The 18,656-nt window shown below is 71.2% G+C and carries 14 protein-coding genes; 4 read left to right on the top strand and 10 right to left on the bottom strand.

What is annotated here, in order from left to right; all coding sequences use genetic code 11:
- Window positions 1-2: 2 nt before the first annotated feature.
- From NNW99_RS04800 to NNW99_RS04770, 7 genes are all read right to left on the bottom strand, one after another.
- A complete protein-coding gene (locus tag NNW99_RS04800; protein WP_215117442.1) occupies window positions 3-1,397 on the bottom strand; it encodes a glycoside hydrolase family 16 protein in 1,395 nt (464 codons plus the stop codon).
- 136 nt (window positions 1,398-1,533) lie between these two features.
- A complete protein-coding gene (locus NNW99_RS04795) occupies window positions 1,534-2,520 on the bottom strand; it encodes a hypothetical protein (protein ID WP_215117441.1) in 987 nt (328 codons plus the stop codon).
- Window positions 2,521-2,524: 4 nt separating this feature from the next.
- The gene (locus tag NNW99_RS04790) at window positions 2,525-6,151 is read right to left on the bottom strand and encodes a hypothetical protein (protein WP_215117440.1); all 3,627 of its coding nucleotides are present in this window, start codon (window positions 6,149-6,151) and stop codon (window positions 2,525-2,527) included.
- A 67-nt stretch (window positions 6,152-6,218) separates the two neighbouring features.
- Window positions 6,219-7,049, bottom strand: a complete 831-nt coding sequence (locus NNW99_RS04785; protein ID WP_251057705.1) for an IclR family transcriptional regulator — start codon at window positions 7,047-7,049, stop codon at window positions 6,219-6,221.
- Window positions 7,046-8,416, bottom strand: a complete 1,371-nt coding sequence (locus tag NNW99_RS04780; RefSeq protein WP_251057704.1) for a S9 family peptidase — start codon at window positions 8,414-8,416, stop codon at window positions 7,046-7,048. Before NNW99_RS04780 ends, NNW99_RS04785 begins: the two co-directional genes overlap by 4 nt.
- Window positions 8,413-9,702 carry an MFS transporter gene (locus tag NNW99_RS04775; protein WP_251058074.1) on the bottom strand — a complete coding sequence of 430 codons (1,290 nt, stop codon included), beginning with the start codon at window positions 9,700-9,702 and terminating at the stop codon, window positions 8,413-8,415. The genes NNW99_RS04780 and NNW99_RS04775 overlap by 4 nt, the downstream gene beginning before the upstream one ends.
- 137 nt (window positions 9,703-9,839) lie before the next feature.
- Complete coding sequence (locus NNW99_RS04770) at window positions 9,840-10,265, bottom strand: MarR family winged helix-turn-helix transcriptional regulator (protein ID WP_215124150.1); 426 nt, start codon at window positions 10,263-10,265, stop codon at window positions 9,840-9,842.
- Window positions 10,266-10,462: 197 nt separating this feature from the next.
- On the opposite strand from NNW99_RS04770, the gene NNW99_RS04765 reads away from it, so the two are divergent.
- From NNW99_RS04765 to NNW99_RS04750, 4 genes are read left to right on the top strand one after another with little or no spacing between them, the layout of a single operon-like run.
- Window positions 10,463-11,380: an SDR family NAD(P)-dependent oxidoreductase gene (locus NNW99_RS04765; RefSeq protein ID WP_215117437.1), complete on the top strand. Its 918-nt coding sequence runs from the start codon at window positions 10,463-10,465 to the stop codon at window positions 11,378-11,380.
- An 11-nt stretch (window positions 11,381-11,391) separates the two neighbouring features.
- The gene (locus tag NNW99_RS04760) at window positions 11,392-12,267 is read left to right on the top strand and encodes an amidohydrolase family protein (RefSeq protein WP_215117436.1); all 876 of its coding nucleotides are present in this window, start codon (window positions 11,392-11,394) and stop codon (window positions 12,265-12,267) included.
- A 10-nt stretch (window positions 12,268-12,277) separates the two neighbouring features.
- Window positions 12,278-13,783 (top strand): long-chain fatty acid--CoA ligase, encoded by a 1,506-nt coding sequence (locus tag NNW99_RS04755; RefSeq protein WP_215117435.1) that lies wholly within the window; start codon window positions 12,278-12,280, stop codon window positions 13,781-13,783.
- A 14-nt stretch (window positions 13,784-13,797) separates the two neighbouring features.
- Window positions 13,798-14,253 (top strand): MaoC family dehydratase, encoded by a 456-nt coding sequence (locus NNW99_RS04750; RefSeq protein WP_215117434.1) that lies wholly within the window; start codon window positions 13,798-13,800, stop codon window positions 14,251-14,253.
- Here the strand turns inward: NNW99_RS04750 and NNW99_RS04745 are convergent.
- Genes NNW99_RS04745 through NNW99_RS04735 form a run of 3 tightly spaced genes read right to left on the bottom strand, consistent with a single transcriptional unit; the run spans window position 14,244 to window position 18,652 of the window.
- Window positions 14,244-15,071, bottom strand: a complete 828-nt coding sequence (locus NNW99_RS04745; RefSeq protein ID WP_215117432.1) for a PaaX family transcriptional regulator C-terminal domain-containing protein — start codon at window positions 15,069-15,071, stop codon at window positions 14,244-14,246. The genes NNW99_RS04750 and NNW99_RS04745 overlap by 10 nt on opposite strands.
- Window positions 15,072-15,123: 52 nt before the next feature.
- Window positions 15,124-16,803 carry a PHP domain-containing protein gene (locus NNW99_RS04740; RefSeq protein WP_215117431.1) on the bottom strand — a complete coding sequence of 560 codons (1,680 nt, stop codon included), beginning with the start codon at window positions 16,801-16,803 and terminating at the stop codon, window positions 15,124-15,126.
- 22 nt (window positions 16,804-16,825) lie between these two features.
- Entirely contained in the window at window positions 16,826-18,652 is a 1,827-nt protein-coding gene (locus NNW99_RS04735; protein ID WP_215117430.1) for a LamG-like jellyroll fold domain-containing protein, read from the bottom strand.
- Between the last annotated feature and the right edge of the window lie 4 nt (window positions 18,653-18,656).

The following is an 18,656-nucleotide window of genomic DNA, read 5'->3' as shown; positions in this document are numbered from 1 at the left end:
GGTCAGCGCCCGAAGGTGAACCAGTTGACGTTGACGAAGTCCTGCGGCTGACCGCTGGTGAAGGTCAGATACACATCGTGCGTGCCCGTCACGGAGCTGATGTTCGCCGGGATCGTCCGCCAGGACTGCCAGCCCCCGGTGCTGCCCACCGCGAAACTCCCGACCGGCGCGCTGCTGCGGCTGTCCAGCCGCACCTCGACCAGCCCGCTGACGCCGCCCGCCGCACCGCTCGCGACCCGGGCGCTGAACTGCCGGGCAGCGGAGGAGCCGAAGTTGACGCCCTTGAAGTGCAGCCAGTCGCCGTTGGCCAGCGAGCCCACGTTCTGCCCGCCGCCGGAGTCGGTCGTCGTCTCGGTACTCACCCCGGACTGGCCGTCGTAGGACTCGGCCTGGACGGCGGAGTAGGCGTCGCGGTTGCCGGTCGGCGGGGGCGTGGTGCCGCCGCCGGACGACAGCACCTGGACGTAGTCGACGACCATCGCGTGGCCCGGCTGCGTCCCGGCGTCCGGGCCGCCGCCGAAGGCGTCCGGGAAGCCGCCGCCCATCGCGACGTTCAGGATGACGAAGAAGCCGTGGTCGGTGGCGTTCTTCCAGGTCGTCGCGTCGACCTGGTTGGCGCGCACGGTGTGGAAGTTGACGCCGTCGAGGTAGAAGCGGATCTCCTCGACGCTCGTCGAGCGGTCCCACTCCATCCGGTAGGTGTGGAAGCCGGCCTGACAGGTGGTGCCCTGGCAGGTCGTCGAACTGCCGATACCGCTGGTCTCGTTGCAGGGGCCGCCCGGCGAGGTGCCGCAGTGCATGGTCGCGAACACCGTGTTCATGCCCTGGGTGTTCTCCATGATGTCCAACTCGCCCACGGCCGGCCAGTTCCAGTAGTTGCCGCGGTAGGGGGCGCCCAGCATCCAGAACGCGGGCCAGTAGCCCTTCGCCGCCGCCCCGGTGACGTTCGGCACCTGGATGCGCGACTCGACGCGGAGAGTGCCGCCGGCCGGGGGCTGGAAGTCGGTGCGGTTGGTCTCGACGCGGCCGGAGGTCCAGTTCCCGGCGGCGTCCCGCCGGGGGGTGATGCGGAGGTTGCCGTTGCCGTCGAGGGAGACGTTGTCCGCGCTGCTCGTCATGGTCTCGATCTCGCCGGTGCCCCAGTTGGCCGGGCCGCCCGGGTAGCCCTTGCCGGTCGCGTACTGCCAGTTGGAGGTGTTGACGCCGCTGCCCGCGGCGCCGTTGAAGTCGTCCACGAACAGCTGCGTCCAGCCCGACGGGGGCGGCGGAGCGGAGGCGTTCGCGGCCGGTGCGGAGGCGGTGGTGGCGGCCGCCGCGAGGCCGAGCGTGCTGAGGACGGCGACCAACGCCCGCCGCACGGGGCGGCGTCTGTGGGAGGTGCGGGAGGTATCGCTCATGGGGGGATGCCTCTCGAGTGGAGGGGTGAGAGCGCTCTCAAAGTGCCGCCAATGTGCTCCACGTCACCCGGGTCGTCAAGAGGTAAAGCCGGGAAAACTGAGCGCCGGTCGATGAGTGCACAGCTTGAACGGGGCGTCAGGTGAAAGCCGGATCGTAGAGGCCGTACCACCGGCGCTCGGGGTCGAGGGCGAAGCCGAAGTAGTTCCGGTAGAAGGCCAGATGCCTGCCGAAGCCCCGGTTGACGTGCATGAGCGGCCGGGAGCCGGTGGTGTCGCGCTCGGCGTAGGTGCCGAGGAGTCCGCCGTAGGTCTTCCGCCCGGAGTGGACCGCGAGGGCGTGGCAGTACCCGGCCAGGATGTGCCTGCGGACGAACCACTTCAGCTCGCCGAAGGTCACCTCCACCTTCCGGTGGTCCGGGAAGGTCCTGCCCAGATGATCCCCGAGCAGCAGAGCTTCGTCCGCGTCGAAGTTCCGGAAGACCAGGACCTTGCCGTCGGAGAGGCCCGAGGACCGGTACTCGGGGTGAAACTCCAGCTTGGTCAGGATGTGGTGGTAGGACTTCTGGAAGTGGCATCCCCAGCTCCAGTTGATGCCGTCGGGGTGATAGGCGGCCTGGAAGGCGGAGAGCTCCGCGGGCGGCATGTTCGCGCTGTGGAAGTCCTTCGGGCGCGGATCCAGGTCGCCCGGATCACGGAGCATCTCGCTGGTCTGCCGGTAGTCGAAGCTGTCGACCAGGACCGGGCCGTCGTAGCCGTGGGAGAAGAAGCTGAGCTCCATCAGGGTGCCGGGGGCCGTCACTCCGATGGTCCGCACCGCCGCGTAGACCTCCAGGACCGACATCACGCCGCGCACGTCGTTCTGGAAGGCGTTTCCGTCGTAGTGGGCGGGGGTGACACGAACGAAGGAGCGGACCGCGGCGACCGACTCGGTCCGTCGGCCCGCCGGATAGGTGAACGTCCGGGCGACGACTTCCCCGCTCCCCACGTCGAAGATCTGGAAGACCAGATCCTCCATGGCCTTGTTGGCCGCCACATGCTGGCGGACCCGGTTCTCGCAGTAGGCACGGAACGGCAGCTGACGGGGCGGCTTTCCATAACCCGCCACCAGGACGAAGTGCTTCATCGTCTCAGTCCTCGACCCACTCGCCCTCGGAGTTCTGCACCCAGCGGGGCAGCCGGTCGTCCTCGCGCAGCCGCACCAGGCTGGTGGGGATGCGCACGGTCCACGGATCGCCCTGGGGGATCTCGTCGCCCGGGCGGTCGAGACGCTCGGCGATCTCCTCGGCGATCGGCAGATACAGAGGGCTGGAGACTGCGGGGAGCGGGCCGCCCTGCCACAGTTCGCCGAACTGCATGAAGTGGTCGACGGCGCCCTCGAATCCGAGCCGCGCGGGGACCGTGACCCGGCAGTACCCGGCCTTGAGGAACTGGTTGAACAGCGGGTCGGGGTCGTCGTAGGCGAGACGCTCGTCCCACTCGCTCTTCCGTCCCCAGAAGTACGGATACGCGACCCACGTCAGATGCTCCCACTCGAAGGCCTGCTCGAAGAAGCGGACGTAGGCGCCTTCCGCCGCGGCCTCGTCGACATCGAGCTGCGGGACCTGGCCGGCCCCGCCCTTCATCGCGTCGAAGAGGTCGAAGTGCTGCCTGGTCAGGATGCTGACGCAGCTCTTGCGCAGCTCGTGGGCGATCAGCTCCTGGTTGGCCAGCGGGTTGCGGCCCTCGATGGCCACTCCCGCGTCGAAGGTCAGCGCGGCGAGCTTCTCCTCGTACTCCGCGAGCCGGGCGCGGTAGGCGGTGGTCAGCTTGGCGTGGGTCTCCGCCCGCCACTTCTCCATCGCGCGCTCGGTGCGCCGGCACTTGATCTCGATGCCCACCGCCACCTGGGAGAGGCGGAAGCTGTCGACGGCGACCGGGATCGATCCCTGCTCCTCGTCCAGCATGGTGATCCACACCCAGCCGTCCTCAGGGCCGAACCGATGGGTCCGGCGGCCCACGGCGACATCCAGGGAGTACGTCCCCTCCCAGATGTTGCACAAGCGGGCCACGGACGCCTGGAACGCCTGATAGCCCTCGTCGAGAGTCACCTGGCCCGAGTGGTTGTAGTTGGTCCTGCTGTCCCCGCCGCCCGCCTTGAAGTCGAAGGACCTGGTCACATACATCTCGGGCGGCGGCGTGACATCCGTCGCCTGGTACACCTGCACCCAGTAGTGGTAGTTGGTCTCGTCGATCTTGTTCGCCTGGAGGGTGAACGCCGGCGGCTTGTCCACCTGGACGGCTCCCGCGTGGGCCGACTGGAGGGTGTGGATCAGGAACGCGGCGGGTTCCGGGATCATGAAGTCGAACATGGTGCGCAGCCCGTAGTTGAACATCTGCGCCCGGTAGACCTTGTTGACCCACTGGTAGACCCCGGAGATGTGGTCGATGCCGGGGCTGTTGTCGAGGGTGTGGGTGTTCTTCTCGGTGACCTCGGTGGTGATCCGCAGGGTGGTGCGCTGGAGCACCCGCTCGGAGATCTTGGAGGCGCTGCGCTGGGTGACGTCCTGGGAGAAGGTCGACGCCGACTTGGTCGCCTCCTCCTTCGACCGGGAGACGGACCCCTCCGCGGAGGCCGAGAACTCCACCGTGGGGCCGTACTTGCCGGTGACGGTCAGCCCTGCCTTCAGGGCCGCGTCCTCCTTGATGACGGCACTGGCCTCCCGGCTCATCTCGAACCGGTCCGTCGACTCCAGCTCCCGTTCCTCGGAGGTGATCGTCTCCGTCTCGGTCACGGTGGTCTGCTCGGTCTCCTCGCGCCGGATGTGCTCGCGCTGCTTGGTCTCGCCCTTGAGGACGTTCTCGATATGGGCGACGTCGGCACCCTCGTAGCCGGTGAGCTGCTGGCGGACCACGAGAAGGTCCGCGACGCCGGACGGCTTCACGCTGCCCTGCGTGGTGGGGATGGGGTCGGCCTCCAAGGGGATCTGCTCGACAGGGTCCAGGTCCCCGATGCTGATCGCGTTCCACACGGACGGCACCGGAGTGGAGGTGGTGACCAGCGTGTCGCCGAGCCGCCGCACGCTGCGCCTGGCCGGCCTGCCGAACAGTTTCTCCAGCTCCGCGGCCGTCCCGTCGGCCTCGCTCTGGAGAAGGGCGACGACCCGGTCCAGGGGCGTGGCCGTGACGTCGATGCCGCGTGCCGTCAGCAGGGCCCGGGTGGCCTCGGACAGCTGTTGCACCGCCCCCGGCAGGAGCCGGAAGCCGAGGTCCTCCAGCAGGGCCGGGACGAAGCCGGGCGTGCCGGCGAGGAGGTCCGGCGTGGCGCCGAACACCTGCCCGGCGAGTTGCGCGGCACCCGCCACGGCGGTGGGCTCCGGGGGGCTCGGAACGGGTTCCTCGACCGCCGCGCGCCCGGCGCCGCCTTGTGCTTCGGGCCCTGCCTCGCCGATCGCGCCTCGGCTGCCGCTGCCTGCGGCGCGGCTTGTTCCGGTGCCGCTGCCCGTGGTGCCGCCTTCCGTTTCGGGCCCTGTCTCGCCGTGAGCGCCTCGGCTGCCGCTGCCTGCGGCGCGGCTTGTTCCGGCCCCGGCGTCTGTGGCGCGGCTTGTTCCCGTGCCGCTGCCCGTGGTGCCGTCTTCCGTTTCGGGCCCTGTCTCGCCGTGAGCGCCACGGCTTCCGCTGCCCGCGGCGCGGCTTGTTCCGGCCCCGGCGTCTGTGGCGCGGCTTGTTCCCGTGCCGCTGCCCGTGGTGCCGCCTTGCGCTTCGGGCCCTGCCTCGCCGAGAACTCCACCGCTTCCGCCGCCCGCGGCGCGGCCTGTGTCGGCCCCACCGCCCGTGAAGCCGCCCGTTCCAGCCCCACCCCCCGTACCGCCGCCTCCTCCACCACCCCCGGCCAGGGCCCGCAGGTTGGCTGCCGAGAGTTGGCTGTGGAAGGTGATCTGGCGGGCCAGTTCGGCGGGCGGGGTGTACTCGGGTGGCGGGAGCACCTGGTCCGACCGGTTCTGCGGGGAGACGCTGAAGTGCTCGCCGCCGAGCCCCGTGAGTTCACCGATGGCGGTGCGCAACTGCCGGAAGACGGTGAGCAGTCGCTCGGCGCGCTGCCGTCGCTCCCCGGCCGCCTCGGCCTCCTTCTCCCGGCGCCGGCGCTCGGCCTCGACGGTGGACAGTACGGGTTCCAGGCCCGTGGCACCCGGCAGCCGCACCGGGCGCCTGCGGGCGCGCCGCAGGTCCCGCGCGGCGGCGGGGAAGGCGGTGTGCGTCACGAGGCGGGCGACGATCTCCAGGTGGCGCAGCCGGCGGACCAGTTCCTCCAGAGGCCTGGTGTGCTCGGCGGGCAGGTATTTGACGGCCAGCACGCTGTCCCGGAGCCGGGCCACCGCGTCCTTGTACGGCGCGCCCTGCACCACCTCGGCCGGGGCCGCGCCGAACGCGTCCCGGACGGCGGCGATCACCGTGTCCCGCAGCGAGGGCGGGTGAGGCGCGGCGGCTCCCGGACGGGTGTCGACAACAGCCCTCGTCGGCGCGGGCAGCCGGTCCAGCCCGGCCATGAACCTCGCCGTCTCCTTGGCCAGCGGAGCCTGCTCGGGCCGTCCGACGAACAGCGGTCCGGCGACGTACTCGCCCACCACGCGCCGCAGTTCGGTGCGCGGGTCCGCCGCACCGGCCGCGGCGGTCAGGGCACGCTGGAAGTCGGTCTGCTGAGCCAGTTCGATGCCGGCGTCGTCCGGATCCTGTGCGATCGCGGGGCGCAGCAGGGCAAGGCGGAAGAGCGGTTCCATGGTGACCCCCCGGTCGGGAGGGCGGGGCACTGGTCGGGTACCGATTCCGCGCCTCCCTTTCACATCACTATGCGGTCGTTCGCCCCTGAACAGACGGAAGTTCACTCTCACGAGTGCTTTCTCCGTCATCGCGGCGCACTCCGCCACGGGCTCGCTCCGGCTGCCACCCCAGGGCCCGTGAGATCCCCCGCGCCGCCACCCGCACCGCGGGGGCCAGCACCGGCACCTGGGCGTCGGCCTGCGGCACCACGATGGACACGGCGGCGGTCACCGTGCCGTCCGCCGCCCGTACCGGCGCGGCCACGGACAGGGCGTCCTCGGTGATCTGACGGTCGCTCACCGCGACGCCGGTGCGGCGCACTTCGGCCAGCTCCCGCCGCAGCCGCGCCGGTTCGGTGATCGTGTACGGCGTGAAGGAGGCGAGTCCGCCCGCGCAGTACTCCTGCTGGAACTCCGGGTCGCCGTGGGCGAGCAGGGCGAGTCCGACGCCGGTGGCGTGCAGCGGCCAGCGGGCGCCGACGCGTATGTGCACGCCGACCGCCGACCGGCCCGAGAGCCATTCGATGTAGACGACGTCGGACCCGTCCCGCACGGCCAGTTGCACGTTCTCGTGCGTGGCCTCGTACAGGTCCTCCAGATACGGCAGCGCGATCTGCCGCAGGGCGAGGCCGCGCGGCGCCAGCGCGGCCAGCTCCCACAGCCGGAGCCCGACGTGGTAGACGCCGGACTCGTCCCGCTCCAGGGCGCCCCACTCGGTGAGCGCGCCCACCAGCCGGTGGGCGGTGGTCAGGGTCAGCCCGGCCCGCCGGCTGATGTCCGTCAGACACAGCGCCGGGTGCTCGTGGTCGAAGGCCGCGAGCACGGACAGCAGCCGGTCGGGCGCGGTGGGGCCGGTCATGGCCGGTTGTCTCCCGGGTGGGCGAGGTCGTGGGGGCGGGGGTAGGCGGACGGGCGGTAGGGGACGTAGCGGGCCGCGGTCGTCGGGTCCTCCTGCCCCGCACGGGAGTTGAGCGCGCCCGGCGACACGTCCCAGCGGCCCGTGTCCAGACGGTCCTCCAGGGTGTCCAGGGCGGCCAGGGTCTCGCCGGTGGTGAAGGTGCAATGGCCCGGTCCGTCGACGTACGCCTGGCGCAGCAGCCCCGCGGAGCCCCCGGCCGTGGCCGCCCGCCGATAGGCGCTCTCGGCCTGCACCGGGATCAGCGCGTCACCCGTGGTGTGGATGGTGAGCTGGGGGTCGGAGAGCCGGCCGGACAGCACGCTGGTCTTCCGCATCCACCCCACGGCCGAGGGGTCGGCGGAGATCCGGGGTGCCCGGCCGAGGGCCGAGAGGTCGCCGCGCAAGGACAGTCCCGCCTCCTTGTAGAGCTCGGTCACCTCTTTGTACAGCGGGGACCGGCCGAGCAGGGCGGTGTAGTCGACGCCGGTGTTCCAGGACGGGTTGCCGCCCGCCCGGCTCTCCGCCTCCTGCCGCCAGCTGAAGGCGGGCATCTGCAGCAGCCCCCGGACGGCGGTGAACTGGTTGGACTGCTGGGTCCCCCAGTCGGTGGGGCCCGGCTTCTGCTGTGAGGCGTCGTTGTAGCCGGGGATGTTGTGCAGCGCGGCGGCGAGGGCGATCCGGGCCCGGCCCTGCGGGGTCTGCTGGGCGGCGTCGACCTTCGTGGTGAGCGACTTGGCGGCGGCGACCGCCTCCGCCTGGTCGGCGAATCCCGCCAGCCGGATGCCCGAGCCCGGGGCGAGCAGTGTGCGCAGCGCGAACACCGGGTCCAGGGTGCTGTTCCAGTTGGCGACGCCGCCCTGCACCAGCCCGCACATCGACAGTGAGCCGTCGAAGCGGTCGGCGTGCCGCTCGGCGAGCATGGTCGTGACGAAACCGCCGTAGGAGGTGCCCCAGGCGAGGGTCCGCCGGGCCGCCCCGAACTTCTCGGTGAACAGGTCCAGGGTGGCGAGCTGGTCGGGCACCGCCTCGGTGATCGCCCAGCCGTTCGTCGCGTACGAGGAGCCGATCAGGGCGTAGCCCTCGGCCAGCAGCTTGTCGCGGACCGCCGGACGCGGCGTGTTCTGGGCCGGGTTGGGGGCCCCGGCCGGGGAGTAGCCATGGCTGTACAGCAGCACCGTGCCGTTCCAGGACGCGGGTACGTCCATCATGTACGCGGCGCCGGAGGGGAGTTTGCCCTCCAGATGGCTGTCGTCGGCGCCGGCGGCCTGCGCGGGCAGGGCCGTCGCCAGGGACAGGCAGGTGGTCAGCAGAGCGAGGCGGATCCTCAACGAGGGGTTCCTTCCAGAGTGGGGGTGGCGGCGGGGGAGTCCAGGGCGTCGGTGTGCGTCTCGCGCAGCCGCCACACGGTGACGGCGGTGATCGCCGCGCCGGCGCACAGCAGCAGCGAGACCGGCGTGCTGCCACCCCCGTAGGAGGCGAGGAGGCTGCCGGCGATCAGCGGGGAGAATCCGGCGCCGATCAGGGTGGCGGCCTGGTAGCCGAGGGAGGCGCCGGTGTAGCGGACGCGGGTGCCGAACATCTCGGTGAGCAGCGCGCCCAGCGGCCCGTACATCGTGGACTGGGCGACACCGTGACCGAGGGCGAGCGCGAGGATGAGCAGGCCGGGGGAGCCCGAGTCGACCAGGGCCAGCACGGGGAAGGCGAGCGCGGCCGAGGCGAGGGCGCCGGCGAGCACGACGGGCCGGCGGCCGACCCGGTCCGACAGCGCGGACGCGGCGGGCAGGACGGCGAGGGCCACGCAGGAGGCGACGGTCACCGCGGTCAGCACCTGCGGCCGGGTGTACCCCTCGCCGACGGCGTAGGAGATCATGAAGCTCGTCAGCAGCGACTGGGTGGTGAACGCGCCGATGCCGACGCACGCGGCGAGCAGCACGGGCTTCGGGCGGCGCAGCACCTCCACGATCGGCGGCTTGTCCACCGGCTCGCGCCTGGCCTGCGCGAACAGCGGGCTCTCGGCGACCTTCAGACGTACGAACAGCCCGACGGCCAGCAGCACGATGCTCAGCAGGAACGGCACCCGCCAGCCCCAGGAGCGGAAGTCGTCGTCGGGCAGTGAGGCGACGAGGGTGACCACACCGGCCGACAGCACGGAGCCGAGCGGGGCGCCGAGCTGGGTGAAGCTGGACCACAGGCCGCGCCGGGAGCCCTGCGTCTTCTCGGCGTGCTCGACGACCATCAGCATCGCGCCGCCCCACTCGCCGCCGATCGCGATGCCCTGCACGACGCGCAGCGCGACGAGCAGGATCGGCGCCCAGACGCCGATCGCGTCGTAGGTGGGCAGCAGGCCGATGAGGAAGCTGCCCAGGCCCATCAGGACCATGGTCGCCAGCATCATCGACTTGCGCCCGATCCGGTCGCCGAAGTGGCCGAAGACGATGCCGCCGAGCGGGCGGGCGAGATAGCCGGCGGCGAAGGTCCCGAACGCCGCGATGGTGCCGACGGCCGGGTCGGCCTGGGGGAAGAACAGGTCGCCGAAGACGAGCGCGGCGACCGTGCCGTAGACGAGGAAGTCGTAGAACTCGACGGTCGTGCCGAGCAGGCCGGAGACGGCCACACGGCGCAACTGCCTTGAATCCGGGGTGGTTCGGTCGGCTGAGGGGGATGGCTGCACGGGGAGCTCCCTGGGGACGGGTCTCGGATAGCCCGTGAAGTTATGCATCCATCGTGCAGCAGTCAATCATTTGCACAACATCAGTTCAGGCCGTCCTCCGCGATCCGCAGCAGCAGCGCGTGCAGCGTCTCCCGCTCGGCGTCCTCCAGCGGGCCCAGCAGTTCGTTGGTCACCCGCAGTCCGGCCTCGTCGGTGTCGCGCAGGAACGCGCGGCCGTTCTCGGTCAGGACGACGATCCGGCTGCGGCGGTCATCGGGGGAGGGGCGGCGCTCGGCGAAGCCCTGCTTCTCCAGGTCGTCGACCAGGCCGACGATCGCGCTCGGGTCGTAGCCGAGCCGGGTGCTCAGCTCGCGCTGGAGGGCGCCCTCGGTGGTGGCGAGGAAGCGCAGCACCGCGTAGTGGCGCAGTCGCACGCCCGACTCCTGGAGGCAGGCGTTGAAGAGCTGCCCGGAGCGCAGGCCCAGGCGGTACAGCAGATAGCCCGTGTCGGCGTGCAGCCCGCGCATCCACGGCTCGTGCGCGTCGATGGGCTTCGGGGTGACGTTCTGGCGTGCGATGACGGGCTCCCTGTGCTCGGTGCTTCCTGGGATCCCCAGCATCTCGCACCCGTGGGTCATCAACAACTATTGACGTCAACAATTATTGCTCTTAGCTTCGATCTCGAAGCAGCGCCACCCGCATCAGCTCGTGAAGGGACCCACCCGTGCCCAGCATCGATCTCTCCGGCAAGGTCGCCGTCGTCACCGGTAGCGGCCGGGGCCTCGGCCTCGCCTACGCCCATGCCCTGGCCGCCCACGGCGCCTCCGTGGTGGTCAACGACGTCGACGAGGCCGTGGCCGAGGCGGCCGTGAAGTCCATCGCCGAAGCGGGCGGCAAGGCCGTCGCCGAGGTCGTCCCGGTCGGCACCTCCGAGGCCGCGGAGCGGCTGGTGAACCGCGCGGTCGAGGAGTTCGGCCGGCTGGACGTCCTTGTCACCAACGCGGGCATCCTGCGCGACAAGGTGCTGTGGAAGATGACCGACGAGGACTTCGACGCGGTGATCACCACCCACCTCAAGGGCACCTTCACCTGCGCCCGCGCCGCCGCCGTCCGGATGCGCGAGCAGGGCGAGGGCGGCTCCCTGATCCTGGTCGGCTCCCCGGCCGGGCAGCGCGGCAACTTCGGCCAGACGAACTACGCCGCCGCCAAGGCCGGTATCGCCGCGATGGCCCGCACCTGGTCCATGGAGCTGGGCCGCGCCAACATCACCGTCAACGCGATCGTGCCGGTCGCCGCGACCGCGATGACCGAGACCATCCCGGCCTTCGCCCCGTACATCGAGGCCATGCGCGACGGCGAGCCGCTGCCGGACTTCCTGCGCAAGGGCGAGGGCTTCGGCACCCCGGAGGACTGCGCGGCCCTGGTCCCCTTCCTCGCCTCCGAGGCGGCACGCGGGGTGACCGGCCAGGCCATCGGCATCGGCGGCGACAAGGTGGCACTCTGGTCGCATCCGCAGGAGATCAGGGCGGCGTACGCCGACGGCGGCTGGACCCCCGGCGCCCTGGCCGACGCCTGGCCCACCTCGGTCGGTGCCGAACCCCAGTCGGTCGGCATCCCGGCGCCGAAGTTCCCGGAGGCGTGATGGCCCCCTCGATGAACGCAGACGACCTCGTCGCGATCGACGTCCACACCCACGCGGAGGTGTCCTCCAAGGGCCACTCCTCCCTGGACGACGACCTGCACGACGCCTCCTCCGCCTACTTCAAGGTCGAGGGCAAGCGGAAGCCGACCCTGGAGGAGACCGCCGCGTACTACCGCGAGCGGAAGATGGCAGCCGTGATCTTCACGGTCGACGCCGAGTCCGCCACCGGCACCCCGCCCGTCCCCAACGAGGAGGTCGCCGAGGCGGCCGCCGCCAACGCCGACGTCCTCATCCCCTTCGCCTCCATCGACCCCTTCCGGGGGAAGGCGGGCGTCAAGCAGGCCCGCCGCCTGGTCGAGGAGTACGGGGTGAAGGGCTTCAAGTTCCACCCCAGCATCCAGGGCTTCTTCCCCAACGACCGCTCGGTCGCCTACGACCTCTTCGAGGTCATCGAGGAGACCGGCACCATCGCCCTGTTCCACACCGGCCAGACCGGCATCGGCGCCGGTGTGCCCGGCGGGGGCGGCATCCGCCTCAAGTACTCCAACCCCCTCCACGTGGACGACGTCGCCGCCGACTTCCCGCATCTGAAGATCATCCTGGCGCACCCGTCCTTCCCCTGGCAGGACGAGGCCCTGGCCGTCGCCACGCACAAGCCGGGCGTCCACATCGACCTCTCCGGCTGGTCGCCCAAGTACTTCCCGCCGCAGCTCGTGCAGTACGCGAACACCCTGCTGAAGGACAAGGTCCTCTTCGGCTCCGACTTCCCCGTCCTCACCCCCGACCGCTGGCTCGCCGACTTCGACAAGCTGACGATCAAGGAAGAGGTCCGGCCGAAGATCCTCAAGGAGAACGCCGCCCGCCTGCTCGGGCTGACGAAACCGTAAGGGGCGTGACATGCGCAACGAGGGACTGGGGTCATGGCCCGCACGCCGGGCCCGCAAGACCCCGCACCGCACCGCCCTGATCCACGGCGACACCACCCGCACCTACGCCGCCCTGTACGGGCGCACCACCCGCCTCGCCCACGCCCTGCGCGAGCGGGGCATCCGGCGCGGCGACCGCATCGCCTACCTCGGCCCGAACCACCCCTCCTATCTGGAGACCCTGTTCGCGGCCGGCACGCTCGGCGCGGTCTTCGTCCCTCTCAACACGCGCCTGGCCGGCCCCGAGATCGCCTACCAGCTCGCCGACTCCGGCGCCAAGGCCCTCGTCTACGGCCCCTCGCACTCCGGCCTGGTCGCGGGCCTGCCGGGCAGCACGGATGTGCGTACGTACGCCGAGGTGGGCGCCGAGTACGAGGAGGCGCTGGCGTCGGCCTCCGAGGAGCCCATCGACACACCGGTCGCTCCGGACGACACCTGCATCATCATGTACACCTCGGGCACGACCGGCCGTCCCAAGGGCGCCATGCTCACCCATGGCAATCTCACCTGGAACGCGGTCAACGTCCTCGTCGACACCGACCTGATCGCGGACGAACGCGCCCTGGTCTCCGCCCCGCTGTTCCACACCGCCGGCCTGAACATGCTGACGCTGCCGGTCCTGCTGAAGGGCGGCGCCTGCGTCCTGGTCGAGGCCTTCGACCCGGACGCCACCTTCGATCTGATCGAGCGGCACCGGATCACCTTCATGTTCGGCGTGCCGACGATGTTCGACCAGGTGGCCAGGCACCCGCGCTGGCCGGGGGCGGACCTCTCCTCGCTGCGGATCCTGACCTGCGGCGGCTCCCCGGTCCCCACCCCGCTGATCGCGGCCTACCAGGAGCGCGGCCTCACCTTCCTCCAGGGCTACGGCATGACCGAGGCGGCGCCCGGCACGCTGTTCCTCGACGCCGAGCATGCCGTCAGCAAGGCGGGTTCGGCGGGCGTGCCGCACTTCTTCAGCGACGTACGCGTCGTACGGCCCGACCTCGCGCCGGTCGACGTCGGCGAGGTCGGGGAGGTCGTGGTGCGCGGACCGCACGTCATGCCCGGCTACTGGGGGCTGCCCGAGGAGACGGCCGCGTCCTTCGCGGACGGCTGGTTCCGCAGCGGCGACGCGGCCCAGGTCGACGAGGACGGCTACGTCCACATCGTCGACCGCATCAAGGACATGATCATCTCCGGTGGGGAGAACATCTACCCCGCCGAGATCGAGGACCGGCTCCTCGCCCACCCGGACATCGTCGAGTGCGCGGTCATCGGCGTCGCGGACGACAAGTGGGGCGAGGTGCCGCGCGCGGTCGTCGTCCCCCGCGAGGGCGCCGCGCTCGACCCCGACGAGGTGCTCGCCTCGCTCGCGGGACATCTCGCCAAGTACAAGATCCCGAAGTCGGTCGTCGTCGCGGACGCACTCCCGCGCACCGCCTCCGGAAAGCTCCTGAAATCCCGTGTGCGCAAGCGCTACGGCACCGACTCCTAGCGAAGGACAGCTGAATGAGCATCACCGTCAACGGCCTCGACGAACTGAAGAAGCTCGCGGGCAGCGACCTCGGCACCAGCGAGTGGATCGAGGTCACACAGGAGCGGGTCGACACCTTCGCCGACGCCACCGGTGACCACCAGTGGATCCACGTCGACCCCGAGAAGGCCAAGGAGGGCCCCTTCGGCGCTCCCATCGCCCACGGTTACCTCACGCTCTCGCTCTTCATCCCGCTCTTCACCGAGCTGCTGGACGTCCAGGGCGTGACGACGAAGGTCAACTACGGCCTCAACAAGGTGCGTTTCCCCTCACCCGTGAAGGTCGGCTCCCGCATCCGGCTGACGGCCGGGCTCGCCGAGGTCGAGGAGGTGCCCGGCGGCGTACAGATCACCGTCGAGGGCGCCATCGAGATCGAGGGCGGCGCCAAGCCGGCGGCGGTGCTGCAGAGCCTGTCGCGGTTCTACGCCTGAGGCCGCGCCGGCACCAGGTCGAGCAGGCGTTCCGAGGCGTCACGCGCGAGCGGTGACAGCCGGTCGTGCACGGACCGGAACGTCTTCTCGGCCTGGTCCGCCGGCCAGTCGTCCGGAAGGTGCCTGACGGGCAGGCGCGGGTCGCGCCGGACGATGCGCAGCCACTCGGTCTGGAGCCGCAGTCGGAGGACCAGGGCGTCGTCGGCGTCGGGCAGGTCGTCCTCCCAGGGCTGCCAGCGCCGGACGAACCCCTCGTAGAGCCCGGCCAGGTCGGACAGCTCCCAGGTCTCCTCGATCATCTGGCCGATGTCCATGCCGGTGTCCGCGTGGGCCCGGAAGACCTTCACATGGGCGGACAGGCCCAGCTCGGCGACCAGCGCCGACACGTCGACCTCGCCCGGGGCGATCCACAGGCCGTTGAACAGCGGCCCGAAGCCGCTCCAGGTCAGCTGGGAGCGCAGGTCGTGGCGCTGGCGCTGCCAGGACTCGGGCAGGGAGAAGCCGAGCAGGGTCCAGGTGCCGTCCCAGTGCCGGTTGACGGCGCCGGTCTGCCAGATGCGCCGCTCGCCGTCGCGCAGCACCGCCGCCGAGCGCTCGGTCAGCCCGAAGTACATCCGGCGGCCCTCACGCTGGCGGCGCAGCAGGTCACGGCCCACCATGCGGGTCAGCGTCGAGCGGGTCGCCTGCTCGCCGATCCCGGCCCGGGCGAACACGTCGATGACACTGCCCGAGTACACGCACACGTCGCGCCCGAGCACCTGGTCGCCCAGGAACGTCAGCATCAGGGACTGGGGCCGCAGCGACTCTTCACCGGTCACGCGGCCCACCGTACCTCCGCCGGATCACTCCGTGACCTGCTGGTACCCGGGGTCAGGACCCCACGACGTCGACGAACACCGGGTTCGCGTAGAACCACGTGTCCGCCCACGGGTCACCGTCCCCGGGCGCGTGCGGGACCGGCCCGTGCGGGTCGACCGAGGCGCCCAGGTAGCCGGTGCCGTTCCGCTTGCCGTCGCTGCCGCGCAGCCGGACGTAGAAGGACTCGTCCCCGGCGGTGAGCGGGACGCGCAGGGTGTAGGTGCCCTTGCGGCCGGAGACGTCCTGCGTCCGGACGACCCGGGTGTCCGGGGCCTTCCAGGTGTCGCGGTCGGTGACCGGGCCGCGCACCGCGCCCCGGATGACGTCCACATGCGCCAACTCGGGCAGGATGCCCTGCGGGTTGGGCCGCGAGGCGGTCGTCACGGTGATGTGCAGCGTGAGCTTCTCGCCCTTGCGCACGCGCAGCCGCCCGCCGAGCGTCACGCCCCGCCCCCGGTCGCGCTCCCGGGTCAGCCGTACGTCGAGTCCGTCGAGCAGATGCCCGTGGTCCAGCCAGACCCGGCCCGCGCGCAGGCCCGCCATGACCGCGCCGTAGCCGTAGCGCGTCACGCCCACGTGGGTGCGGCTGAACTGGCCGGGCCAGAAGTCGCTGCCCGGCTGCGGGGTGTCGGTGTTCACCGGGTCGGGCAGCTTGCCGGTGCTGTCGAAGGTCTGCCCGGCCGGCCAGTCGCCGTTCTTCCAGGTGTCGAAGACGATCCGGTGGGCGTCGGAGTTGGTGGTGACCGAGAACAGCCGCCCCTCGGCGAGCATCGAGTCCCACAGACCGCCGACGGTCGCGGTCGCCCAGTCGAAGCCGCCGTACGTCAGATAGGCCTCCGCCGGGTAGCCGGGCCAGGACTGCGCGGACGGCTTGTTCTCGTACTCACCGCGGATCGAGGTGGCACCCCGCCAGCCGGGTATGGCGGCGCCCTGGGCACCGGGCGCGCCCTCCATGCCGATCATGATCTCGGGCGCGGCGTCCCGCCAGGCGCGCATCTCGTGCGGGGAGTCGATGCCCAGGCGCAGGGGGTGGTTGGCGAGGACCAGGATGTCGTCGACATGGCCCGAACGACGCTGCTGGGAGAGCCACTTGAGCGCCTTGACGGCATGGGCCTCGTTGCGCGCGGTGTCCGCGTCGGCGGGGCCGCCCTTGTCGTAGCCGAGCAGCTTGCCGTCGTAGGCGCGCTCGAAGCGGGTGAGCAGATCGACCTCGTGCCGTCCGGGCGTGGTGAACACCGTGCAGTGCTCGGCGGCCGGGATGTACCACTCCAGGCCCTGGAAGATCAGCTGACGCGGGTTCTCGGCACGCGCCTTCAGGATCTCCTTGTGCTCCAGAGCGGCACCGTAATCGGCGTGGCCGAAGTTGGAGTGCTCGGTGAACACCATCCAGTCCAGGCCGTACTTCGCGCCCGCGGCGGCCAGCTGGGAGAACGTGTACTTGGCGTCGTGGCTGTACACGGAGTGGACGTGGTGGTCGCCGACGAGATAGGCGAGGCGGGGATCCTCGCCGCCCGGCCGTCTCTCACCGGCGGCCAGGGCGGGGGTCTGCGTGGTCGCCGCCGAACCCAGGGCGAACGCGGTGCCCAACAGGCCCGCGCGGCGCAGGAGCCCGCGGCGGGAGACGCCCTGCGCATCGAGGGCGGCGGGGGAGACGGACGGATCGGCCCAGGCGGGGAGCTGCTGCTCGGTCATGATCGACAAGCCCTTCGGGATCTCAGTGGTTCATGAAGGAGGTGACGGGCAGCGCCCGGGCGACGATCCGGACGTCGCCGAGCCGGCCGTGGAAGATCTGGTCGATCCTGCCGCCGTACTCGTAGCCGCCCAGCAGCCACGGCAGCCCCACGGAGGTGATGCCGACGGAGGCCGCCCTGGGGTTGCGGAGCACCGGGCAGCCCTCGACATACAGCGTGCTGTGCCTGCCGTCGTTGACGACCGCGAGGTGCCACCAGGTCTCCAGCGGGGTCTCCTGGGCCCAGTTGGTGGCGATGCCCTGCTGGTTGAGCGGGCGCATCGCCCACTGCGGCTCACGGTCGTTGGACAGCGACAGGGTGGCCAGCGGCTCGTCCGGGTCGTCGGCGGTCTTGCCGGCGGCGCCGCCCGTGCCCGTGCGCGAGACCAGACCCGACCAGGCGTTGTGGTCCGGGTCCCAGTCGGCGGGCAGCCGGTAGAACGCCTCGATGGTGTAGCCGTCCTTGAAAGTCGCCGAGTTGAGCGGGGCGCCGTCGACCGTGCGCAGGTAGGCGCCCTTCAGCGGCGACTTGAACCCCTGGAACTCCAGGCTGCCGTGGCCCGGCTGGTCGGGGTGGTGGTCCGCCGACCAGCCGAGCGCGCCGCCGCCCACCGTGACGAGCGAGAGGTCGTTGCCCCGCCCCGACAGGTCGCGGACGGTGCCGTCCACCGGCTTCTCGAAGCGCCAGTACGCCATCGTGCCCGGCAGCAGCAGCTTCGCGGCGGGCCTGGCAGGCCGGGCGGGCACCGGGGCGAAGCCCGAGAAACGCTGCTCGAAGTCGATCTCGACGGAGAACCGGTCGGCGTCGCCGCTCAGCTCCATCTCCTGCCGCTCCAGCTCGTTGAGCCCCTTCCCCGCCCGGCCGAGGATCCACGGGGAGACCGTCTCCACGTCGATGACGTTCCGGTCCAGGTCGAAGCGGTAGAGGCGGATCATCGCTGCGCCGCCGAAGTAGCGGTTCTGGTAGTTCGTCAGATGCAGATGGACGTCGTGCCCGGCGGCGTTCTTCCGCGTCGCGCGGGCGGCGGGCCAGTAGTGGCCGCCCAGGGCGAGGAAGATCTGGTCGTGCTCCTCGACGAGCTGGTCCCAGAGCTGCTGCCCGTACTCCGACAGGGAGTCGTCCTCGACGACCAGTTCGTGCGTCGTGAGGATCACCGGCGTCTTCGGATGCTTCGCCAGGACCTCCTTCGCCCACGCGTATCCCTGCGGCGACAGCCGCCAGTCCAGCGCCAGCACCAGCCACTCCCGGCCGCCCGCCGTGAACAGGTGGAAGGTGTTGTAGCCGTCGGGGGAGGCGCCGCCGAACGTCGGCTTCCCCTGGAAGCGCCGCGGACCGAAGGCGTCCAGATAGGGCGTCGCCCCGCGCTGGTCGGTCGTCGAGGACTTCACATCGTGGTTGCCGGCGAGGACGCTGTAGCCGACGCCCCGCCGGTCCAGCAGCTCGAACGCCTCGCCGATCGCCGCGAACTCCTCCTTCGCGCCGTTCTGCGTGAGGTCCCCGAGATGCGACAGGAAGACGAGGTTCTCCTCCTTGCCGTGCTCCAGCAGATAGCGCAGTGACGCCTCCACCGGCGCCTTGTCGATGCTCGGCCCGTCGAAGAGGTACTGGGTGTCCGGCATCACGGCGAGTGTGAAGCGGCGGCTGCGCGGATCGGGACGCCGGCCCGACGGCGCCGCCCCGGCGGTGACGGCCGGCAGCGCGGCCACCGCCCCGGCGGTCACGCCGAGCAGCGCCGTGGCGCGAAGGAAACCGCGTCTGCCGGCTCCGGCCTGGGGCGCCTCGCCCGGGTCGTGGTCATGCGAAGTGCACACGGGT

Source organism: Streptomyces sp. CRCS-T-1 (assembly GCF_024442335.1).
In the GTDB taxonomy this organism is placed as follows: Bacteria; Actinomycetota; Actinomycetes; order Streptomycetales; family Streptomycetaceae; genus Streptomyces; species Streptomyces koelreuteriae.
Note: the sequence above shows the minus strand (reverse complement) of the source record. Positions and strands in the feature narration are given on the sequence as shown.

Excerpts from the sequence above, each read along its gene's own strand:
- NNW99_RS04795 (WP_215117441.1), bottom strand. The coding sequence starts at position 2,520 with ATGAAGCACTTCGTCCTGGTGGCGGGTTATGGAAAGCCGCCCCGTCAG.
- NNW99_RS04790 (WP_215117440.1), bottom strand. The coding sequence starts at position 6,151 with ATGGAACCGCTCTTCCGCCTTGCCCTGCTGCGCCCCGCGATCGCACAG.
- NNW99_RS04785 (WP_251057705.1), bottom strand. The coding sequence starts at position 7,049 with ATGACCGGCCCCACCGCGCCCGACCGGCTGCTGTCCGTGCTCGCGGCC.
- NNW99_RS04760 (WP_215117436.1), top strand. The coding sequence starts at position 11,392 with ATGAACGCAGACGACCTCGTCGCGATCGACGTCCACACCCACGCGGAG.
- NNW99_RS04770 (WP_215124150.1), bottom strand. The coding sequence starts at position 10,265 with ATGCGCGGGCTGCACGCCGACACGGGCTATCTGCTGTACCGCCTGGGC.
- NNW99_RS04750 (WP_215117434.1), top strand. The coding sequence starts at position 13,798 with ATGAGCATCACCGTCAACGGCCTCGACGAACTGAAGAAGCTCGCGGGC.
- NNW99_RS04800 (WP_215117442.1), bottom strand. The coding sequence starts at position 1,397 with ATGAGCGATACCTCCCGCACCTCCCACAGACGCCGCCCCGTGCGGCGG.
- NNW99_RS04740 (WP_215117431.1), bottom strand. The coding sequence starts at position 16,803 with ATGACCGAGCAGCAGCTCCCCGCCTGGGCCGATCCGTCCGTCTCCCCC.
- NNW99_RS04755 (WP_215117435.1), top strand. The coding sequence starts at position 12,278 with ATGCGCAACGAGGGACTGGGGTCATGGCCCGCACGCCGGGCCCGCAAG.